Genomic DNA, 725 nt, shown 5'->3' on the forward strand with positions numbered 1-725 from the left:
TGGAACATATGTGCACGGATACCGATCTCCGTCAAAAACGAGATACTCATGAGCGAGAAGCCCTCTACCGCCCTTCGAATTGCCCGCAACGGGACTGCCCTGTTCGCAATTGCGGCCGTGCTGGCTGGCTGTGGCCTGGCGGAATATACGGCCCCCAGCACCGATCTGCCCGCAGAGTTCAGCGCACCCGCGCCCGAACGGGATGCCACGCGCGGCATGCAATGGCGGCTGCCCCCGAAAGTTCTGCGCCATGTGTGGCCAGCAGGGGAAAGGCGACGATAGCCACCAACCCGATAGCCAGAAGCTGTGCCAGAATACCCGCAGGATCACGGCGCAGGATCATCGCACGCCACGGGCCGGCAAAGCCAAAGCGCAATCCCTCCAGCGCCACGCCGAACCCCAGCCCGATGGCCAGCAGCAGCCCGTAGCGCGCGCCGACAAACAGGGCTACGATCGCAACGATTGCCAAAGCTGCGGCGATCAGGCCGCCCCGCCCCAAGGCACGCGTTGGTGCGCAGCATCAGTCGCCCCCGCACCTGACGCAGCAGGTTCTGGAACAGGTTCGGCGTATTTTCCATCTCTCCACCTGACTGAGAGTATCCGACGATGGATTCAGGATAGAGCTTTACATTGGGCATCCCTGCCAGTTCCGACAGCGCAAACCATTCGGTGGCTGCCCAATGCCCGGTATTGCAGAAGGACACGACCTCTGCCTCGGCGCCCAA

At 62.8% G+C, this 725-nt stretch carries 2 pseudogenes; both read right to left on the minus strand.

Going from position 1 to position 725, the window contains the following annotated elements:
- Positions 1-223: 223 nt before the first annotated feature.
- Positions 224-499: pseudogene (locus TR36_RS14170) on the minus strand (YeeE/YedE family protein); the annotation flags it as partial.
- 28 nt (positions 500-527) lie between these two features.
- Positions 528-725: pseudogene (locus TR36_RS16175) on the minus strand (sulfurtransferase); the annotation flags it as partial.

This window comes from Falsirhodobacter sp. alg1, assembly GCF_000739715.2.
GTDB lineage: Bacteria > Pseudomonadota > Alphaproteobacteria > Rhodobacterales > Rhodobacteraceae > Falsirhodobacter.